Origin of the sequence: Naasia sp. (assembly GCF_025465545.1) — a bacterium.
Classification (GTDB): domain Bacteria; phylum Actinomycetota; class Actinomycetes; order Actinomycetales; family Microbacteriaceae; genus Naasia.
In genome coordinates this window covers 87,376-94,802 of sequence record NZ_JAODMK010000015.1, presented here as the reverse complement: position 1 = coordinate 94,802, position 7,427 = coordinate 87,376, and the positions used below count along the sequence as shown (strand labels likewise).

At 69.9% G+C, this 7,427-nt stretch carries 7 protein-coding genes and 1 tRNA gene; 6 read left to right on the top strand and 2 right to left on the bottom strand.

Features of this window, described 5'->3' with window-relative positions:
* A partial coding sequence (locus JWR33_RS04655) for a DUF222 domain-containing protein (RefSeq protein ID WP_297409852.1) occupies positions 1–805 on the bottom strand: 805 nt, incomplete at its 3' end.
* A gap of 172 nt (positions 806–977) precedes the next feature.
* On the opposite strand from JWR33_RS04655, the gene JWR33_RS04650 reads away from it, so the two are divergent.
* The 3 genes from JWR33_RS04650 to JWR33_RS04640 all read left to right on the top strand — a co-directional run bounded on the left by JWR33_RS04650 (position 978) and on the right by JWR33_RS04640 (position 4,219).
* Positions 978–1,754, top strand: a complete 777-nt coding sequence (locus JWR33_RS04650) for a fumarylacetoacetate hydrolase family protein (RefSeq protein WP_297409850.1) — start codon at positions 978–980, stop codon at positions 1,752–1,754.
* 70 nt (positions 1,755–1,824) lie between these two features.
* Positions 1,825–3,318, top strand: a complete 1,494-nt coding sequence (gltX, locus tag JWR33_RS04645; RefSeq protein WP_297409848.1) for a glutamate--tRNA ligase — start codon at positions 1,825–1,827, stop codon at positions 3,316–3,318.
* Positions 3,311–4,219, top strand: coding sequence for an NAD(P)/FAD-dependent oxidoreductase (locus tag JWR33_RS04640; protein ID WP_297409847.1), 909 nt, complete (start codon positions 3,311–3,313; stop codon positions 4,217–4,219). The genes gltX and JWR33_RS04640 overlap by 8 nt, the downstream gene beginning before the upstream one ends.
* 36 nt (positions 4,220–4,255) lie before the next feature.
* Here the strand turns inward: JWR33_RS04640 and JWR33_RS04635 are convergent, their stop codons facing one another.
* Positions 4,256–4,888 carry a Rho termination factor N-terminal domain-containing protein gene (locus JWR33_RS04635; RefSeq protein ID WP_297409845.1) on the bottom strand — a complete coding sequence of 211 codons (633 nt, stop codon included), beginning with the start codon at positions 4,886–4,888 and terminating at the stop codon, positions 4,256–4,258.
* A gap of 288 nt (positions 4,889–5,176) precedes the next feature.
* On the opposite strand from JWR33_RS04635, the gene JWR33_RS04630 reads away from it, so the two are divergent.
* From JWR33_RS04630 to JWR33_RS04620, 3 genes are all read left to right on the top strand, one after another.
* Positions 5,177–5,248: transfer RNA gene (locus tag JWR33_RS04630), tRNA-Gln, on the top strand.
* A gap of 325 nt (positions 5,249–5,573) precedes the next feature.
* Positions 5,574–6,038 carry a hypothetical protein gene (locus JWR33_RS04625; RefSeq protein ID WP_297409843.1) on the top strand — a complete coding sequence of 155 codons (465 nt, stop codon included), beginning with the start codon at positions 5,574–5,576 and terminating at the stop codon, positions 6,036–6,038.
* 85 nt (positions 6,039–6,123) lie between these two features.
* Complete coding sequence (locus tag JWR33_RS04620; RefSeq protein WP_297409841.1) at positions 6,124–6,777, top strand: GntR family transcriptional regulator; 654 nt, start codon at positions 6,124–6,126, stop codon at positions 6,775–6,777.
* The last annotated feature ends 650 nt before the right edge of the window (positions 6,778–7,427 follow it).

The following is a 7,427-nucleotide window of genomic DNA, read 5'->3' as shown; positions in this document are numbered from 1 at the left end:
GGGTGTCAGCGAGGGCGTCGTCGACCGCGGCCTCGTCCGGGTCCAGAAAGGCGACCCGGCGAGAGGGCGCCAGATTGGCGTCGAGCGCGGCGGTGAGGAAGCCGGCCGCCTCCGGGTGCGCATCGATCACCCAGCGCAGCAGGCCGTCGCGGCGGTGCACGATCGAGAAGCCTGCCCTGGCCCGCAGCTCCTCCTCGCGGGGCTCGATGCCGTCGGGATCGAACTGGTCGCGGACGCGGCGGCAGAGCACCGGGAGGTCGGCGACCGAGACGTACCGGGCCTGCTCGACGAGGAACGCCTCGAGAAGCTCGACCTGCTCGTGTGATGCCGTCACGCTCACCTTCTGCAGGGTGTCGACGAGAACGCGGGCGGCGTCGGCGGAGAGCAGGCCGCTGTCGAGAGCCTCCGCAAGCTGTGGGAACGCCGGCGGAAGGGGCTCGCCCGAGAGGCTGGAGCGCGCGGCCAGCAGTCTGCCGATCGAGCACCAGTCCGCCGCTCGGCTCGTTCCGACCCCGGCGGAGCGCGCAACGAGCGCCGCCGCGGTCCGCTCGCCCATGCGCTTCGCGAGCGGATCCACCGCGTCCCGCTCGGAGCGCGCCGCGATCTCGCCGGAGATCCGGCAGGCGACCGCATCGAGCAGCTTGGCCAGCGACCCGGCCCGCTCCACGAGGCCCAGCAGGGTCCCATCCTTGGCGCCGGCCAGGAGGCCGTCGAGGCCCTGCTCGTGCTCGCCCCAGGGCAGCTCGGCGACCTGTCGAGCGAGGGCGTTCGCCTCCTCCGCGAGGAGGTCCGTCGAGCGGTTCATGCACTGAGTGTGACACCTGCCACCGACACTCGATGGGAAGGAGGAATACCTGGTGGAGTGCGGGTTCGCGGGTTGATTGTGGAGGAATGGAGGCGACGGGAGCAGGGGGTTTCGAGCCGGGCCGCGGCCCTCCTCGCCCCCCGGGGACCGCGCCGAGAACTAGGCTCGGCGGGTGAAGATCGCGCGGTTCAGTGTCCAGGGCGACCCGGCGTACGGGATCCTCGATGAGGAGACCGACGAGCTGATCGTGCTCGCCGGCGACCCGATGTTCAGCGGCTACACGACGACGGGGGAGCGCGTCCCGCTCGGCTCGGTCAAGCTTCTCGCGCCCGTCATCCCGCGCTCCAAGGTGGTCGGCGTCGGCCTCAACTATGCGGCTCACAGCGACGACCTCGGCCAGGCGGCGCCGGCCGGCCACCCGCTGCTCTTCCTCAAGCCGAACACCTCGGTGGTCGGCCCCGGCGACCCGATCCAGCTCCCACCGGTGGAGGGACGGATCGTGCACGAGGGCGAGCTCGCCATCGTGATCGGCCGCATCGCCAAACAGGTCCCGGTCGAGCGCGCGCATGAGGTCGTGTTCGGCTACACCATCGCCAACGACGTCACGGCGCGCGATCAGATGCTCGCCGACGGCCAGTGGGCCCGCGCGAAGGGCTACGACACCTTCTGCCCGCTGGGCCCCGTCATCGAGACGGAGCTGGACCCCTCCGCCCTCGAGATCAGCACCTTCGTGGACGGCGAGCCTCGCCGCAGCGGCAACACCCGGGACATGCTGCACTCGGTCCCGGAGATCATCGCCTTCGCCTCGGACGTGTGGACCCTGCTGCCCGGCGACGTGATCCTCACCGGCACTCCCGCAGGCCCTGGCGGGTTCGTGCACGGGCAGACCGTCGAGATCACGATCGAGGGAATCGGCACGCTGAGCAACCCCGCCCGCAACCGAGGCTGACCGGGCCGAGGCCCGCTCGACCGCAACGGCCCGGGGAGCGGAAGCGCCGGTCGATAGGATCGACAGCGGTATGGCTTCCTATCCCTTCTCCGAAGCGACCGGCTCGGACGTCCGCGTCCGCTTCTGCCCGTCGCCCACCGGCACTCCCCACGTCGGCCTCGTCCGCACCGCGCTGTTCAACTGGGCCTACGCCCGGCACACCGGCGGCAAGATGGTGTTCCGGATCGAGGACACCGACGCTGCGCGGGACAGCGAGGAGAGCTATCTGCTCATCGTCGAGGCGCTGCGCTGGCTCAAGCTCGATTGGGACGAGGGCATCGATGTCGGCGGACCGCACGGCCCGTACCGGCAGTCGCAACGGGGCGACATCTATGCGGACGTCATCGCCCGGCTGGTCGAGACGGGGCACCTGTACGAGAGCTACGCGACGGGCGAGGAGATCGAGGCGCGCAACGTTGCGGCCGGCCGCGACCCGAAGCTCGGCTACGACAACTTCGAGCGGGTCCTCACCCGCGAGCAGCGCCAGGCGTTCCGGGACGAAGGACGCGTCCCCGCACTGCGGCTCCGCGTGCCCGACGACAACCTCTCCTTCGACGACCTGGTCCGCGGTGAGATCACCTTCCCGGCCGGATCCTTCAGCGACTTCGTCGTCGTGCGCCCCAACGGGCAGCCGCTCTACACGCTCGTGAACCCGGTCGACGACGCCCTCATGCGCGTCACCCACGTGCTTCGAGGGGAGGACCTGCTCTCCTCGACGCCGCGGCAGATCGCGCTGTACCACGCGCTCATCGATATCGGGATCGCCGAATGGGTGCCTCGCTTCGGCCACCTGCCCTACGTGCTGGGGGAGGGCAACAAGAAGCTGTCCAAGCGCGACCCCGAGTCGAACCTGTTCCACCACCGCGAGCGCGGCTTCGTGCCCGAGGGCCTCGTCAACTACCTGGCGCTGCTCGGCTGGTCGCTGACCCACGACCGGGACGTCTTCGCGACCGACGAGATGATCGCCGCCTTCGACGTCGTCGACGTGAACCCGAACCCGGCGCGCTTCGACCTCAAGAAGGCCGAGTCGATCAACGGCGACCACATCCGGATGCTCGCCGCGGGCGACTTCGAGGAGCGCATCGTCCCCTACCTCGCCGGCCTCGTGAGCGATCCGCCGACCGAGGCCGAGCGCGCCATCCTGCGGGAGGCGGCGCCGCTCGTGCAGGAGCGCGTCAACCTGCTCGGCGAGGTGCCCGGGATGCTCGGCTTCCTCTTCGCGACCGACGACGGCTTCGAGTACGACGCCGACGCCCTGCCGGGCGGCGATGGCAGGCGGGTCCTCGACCTGGCTCTCACCGCCCTGGAGCCGCTCGAGGACTGGTCGCGGACCGCGATCGAGGAATCGCTGCGCGCCGCCCTGATCGAGGGTGCCGGACTCAAGCCGCGGCTCGCGTTCGGGCCGCTCCGCACCGCAATCAGCGGCCGCCGGGTGAGCCCGCCCCTCTTCGAGTCGATGGAGATCCTCGGCAAGGAGTCCACGCTCGCCCGCATCGCCCGCCTCTCCCGCGTGCTCGATGCCTGACGCCTACCGCGTCGTCGTCATCGGCGCGGGTCCGGCCGGCCTGGGTGCCGCACTCAACATCGTCCGGGCACGTCACCGCACGCTGCTGCTCGACGCGAATCGGCCGCGCAACGCGGCGACGCTGCACTCGCACGGCTACCCCACCCGTGACGGCATCTCGCCGCTCGAGCTGCGCAAGCTCGGCCGCGAGGAGATCGAACGGTACCCGGAGGCCGAGGTGCAGAACGCCAAGGTCACCACGATCAGCCAGGAGGACGGCCGCTTCCGGGTCGAGGCTGCCGGAGTCCGGGGAACGACGGATCGCGACGTGACGGCGGACGCGGTGGTGATCACGACGGGTCTCGTCGAGCGGCTGCCCGCGCTGCCGGGGATTCGGGCGCACTACGGCACGACCCTGCACAGCTGCATGACCTGCGACGGCTACGAGGAGTCCGGCAAGCCGCTCGCCCTGCTCGGCGAGACGGACGATCTCGCCGAGCAGGCGATCTTGCTGTCGCGCTGGTCGGACGACATCGTGGTGTTCCCGCACGGCCCGGCCGTCGTCACCGAGGCGGAGGAGCGCGAGCTCGGTGAGCGCGGCATCCTCGTGGAGCGCCGTCCGGTCCGCGACATCGTGGGCGACCGTGGGGGGATGACCGGCGTGCTGCTCGCGGACGGCGAACTCGTCGAGCGCACTGCCGGCTTCCTCCGCCCCATCTACGAGCCCGCCCTCGGCTATGCGGCCGGCCTGGGCCTGGCCACGGCGCAGGACGGCCTGCTGCTCACCGACCCGGAGGGCCGGACGAGCCTGCCCGGCGTCTATGCCGCGGGGGACTCGACCGTGCCGGGACCGCAGCAGCTCATCGTCGCCGCAGGCGCCGGCGCGCGCACCGCAGCGGCCCTGATCCGCGACCTGGGCTGAGCGGAACGCGTCGCGCCCCGCGGCAGAGAATGGGTCTCAGCCGTCCTCGCGGTCGGGGCTCTCCAGCCGGAAGAAGTTGGACTCGGCGCCGTCGCTGCGCTGCTCCTGGTAGATGAAGTTCAGCCGCCGCTTGTCGAAGGTGTCGAACCACTCCTCCCAGCTCACGTGGCGCAGGTCGTCGTTGTCGTCGCCGAAGTCGAGGCGCAGCACTCCCAGGTGATCGTCGTGCTCGGTGCCGGGGACGGTGGCGGGCGTCGCGTTGCGGGCCTCGGCCCATTCCTTGATGACCTCGTGGTGGCTGGTAACCAGGCTCCGGCCCTCGCGCTCCGGCTCTTCGTCGGTGGAGGTGACCTCCTGCGAGTACTTGAGCGACTTGGAGGTGTCCGGTCCGGTCCGGACCTTGCCGCCGTCGGGACCGGCACCGAGGTCGCCGTCCTCGTCGTGCGACGAGCCGCCCCGGTCGGCCGAGCCGCCCTGGGAGGAGCCGTCGCTCTGAGCCTGTTCCGCCTGCGCGACGGCCTGGACGAGCTCCTCCTTCTTCATGCCCGACGTCCCCGAGACGCCGACCTCCTTCGCCTCATCGCGAAGCTCGTCGACCTTCTTCGCCCGTAGCTCCGTCTCGCTCACGTCGGGCGTGTTCGGCGTCTGGTTGCCCTTCTCCTCAGCCATGGCGGCTCTCCTTCGTTGATCGTGGTCGGTGTGGCAGCCCGCATCCGTCTGGTGCGCCGGTGCCGCTCCTCCACGCTAGGAACAAGCGCCCGCCGGCGCACGGGCTCGCGCCGAGGACTGCGGAGGAGTACGTTCCTCGGCGTCCCGGCGCAGGAGACGGCCGGCCGCAGTCGCGGCCGACCGCTCCCCGAGTGCCGGGGGCGTCAGCGGGCGCCTCGTTTTTGGGCTAAAGTCGGATGTCGGTCCGGGCGCTGCCTGGGCCTCCCGGACGTCCCTCGGACGGTCCGTTGGGGTATGGTGTAATTGGCAACACGGCTGATTCTGGTTCAGTTGTTCTTGGTTCGAGTCCAGGTACCCCAGCAAGTGCTCGCCCGGAATGCGGCCGCAGTATCGACCGTCAAGTCCCCGTTTCGCCGGCGGCAGTCAGGTCGACCGGGGCTACAGGGCCCGGTTCGGATAGCTGACGTCAGCCCATCGCCGAACCCGGCGATGAGGCCATCGAAGCTCACCAACGTCACGGGCGGCGTCCCGGCCGCCGCGGCGGCTTGCCGAAAACGCGCGTCACTTGCTGCGACCGGCCCGACGTGGCCACCTGCAGATCGCGAGCGGTGGCTCCGCAGCCGATACGATTCCCTCTTCTGCGCGCGTTTCTCGAGGAATGCGCCGTGACTGCGAGGAGTCCGCAATGAACGATCCGGGACTTGACCTGACCGCACTCGTTGCCCCACTCATCGCGTCGGACCATGACCTGCGGTGGATCGACACGGCGTCCGATCCCCTCGCCGTGGACGAGATTGGGCGTGCCATCTCGGACTCTGTGCAGAGCGCCCGGCCGGACGCGGTGGCGTGCTGGGTGGGGGACGACGAGTCGGTGCTCGCTCACACCGTTGCGCGCGCCTTGCGGGTGCCCGTCATCCGAGCAGAAGAGGACATGGGGCTGCTGACACTGGAGCCGAACCTGGGCGACTCCGTGCACAGCGTGCTGATGCTTGCCACGTCCTGGAGTCGGCGGTGCCCGCCCGGGCCCTTGTACTCGATGCTGACCGAGCGCGGCAAGTCGGTCACTGCCGTGCTCTCGCTGCTGCCAGGGGCCTCGAAGCCCGAAATCATTCCCGAGGAGGTGCCGTACACGATCCTCGCACGTGGGTGAAAGTCTCCGAGAATGGATCTCGCCCGCGCGCAGAGCCGAATCGGCGACAGGAACGGCGGATTCCCGGGCGCTAGAGTCTGCAACCATGACCGAACCCAACGGGGCTACACCGGAGTCGCTGTACAACCAGCTGCGGACGGCGGTGCTCAACGGTGAGTATCGCCCCGGCGCCGTTCTCGTCGAGTCGGCGGTCGCCGAGACGTACAGGGTGAGTCGGACTCCGGTGCGCGAAGCGCTTCGGGCATTGGAGAAGGACGGCATCCTCCAGCAGCGCGGACGCCATCTCGTCGTGCGTGTGACCACGCTGGAAGAGGTGATGGAGATTTACGACTGCCGAATCGTGCTCGAGGGTGTGGCGGCGGGGTGGGCGGCGCGCACCCGGACAGACAACGACCTGCGGCTGCTCGAGCTCGCGCTCGAGCACATGCGGAACGCGTCCGGGGCAGCCCCGTTCGAGAAGGCGACGGTCAATCACGCCTTCCATGACCGAATGTGGAGAGCGAGCCACAACTCGACACTCGTGGATCTGCTCGCCCGGCTCGAGGTGCACATCCGGCGCTACCCAGAACCCACTGTGAGTCAGCCGGGACGCTGGGAGGAGGCGCTGGACGAGCACGCCGGCATTCTCGATGCGATCCGAAAGCGCGATGAGGTCACCGCGACCCGGCTCAGTCAGGAGCACATGGCGGCTGCGCGGGAGCTCCGCCTACGGATGGTGCAGACAAGCCAAGTGCGCTGACCCCCCGCTGTTCAGACTCGAGAACACCGCGGCCAGCGAGAAGCGGCTCTTGACACGGTCGGAACACCTTTGTATACAGTTGAGCGTACACTGGAGACTTCCGTGACCGTGAGGAATACGGCGGGTCCATCGAGGCTGACCTGGGGGTGGAGTGAAGGCGCTTGTCTGCATCCCCCTCGGTGGCGGCGACGGCGACCGCGCGACGACGGGGCGGGCGATCATCTCCTGCACCGTCCATCCGCTCGAACGCCACGGGCTCGACGGCCCGAGGACGCGGGGAGCGCACAACCCTGACACGGGCGCTCGCCGTGAGCCGGTCGCGCGCGCCCATTCCCTGTTCGCGCGGTCGAACGGGCGGTCCTCTCAGCTCGCCGCCATCCTTCTGGAGGGAGCGGAAGAGGATCGCCGTAGGGATGGCACTGATGCCGCAGCCCCGACCGATCTTGCTCGACGAGTCCACTCGGCGGCCCGATCGGAGATTGTCGGCCAGATGCACGCACAGGTCCCAAGGCCGGACCGGCGTGGTATGAGCGCCCTGCTCGCCCAGCCCGACCCGACAGTGGCCTGGCGGTATCGAGCCGCACCCACGTGATGGAGCAGGGCCGCACCACCATGAGTGGCTCCGCAGACGAACCGCGCGGCAGCGAAGA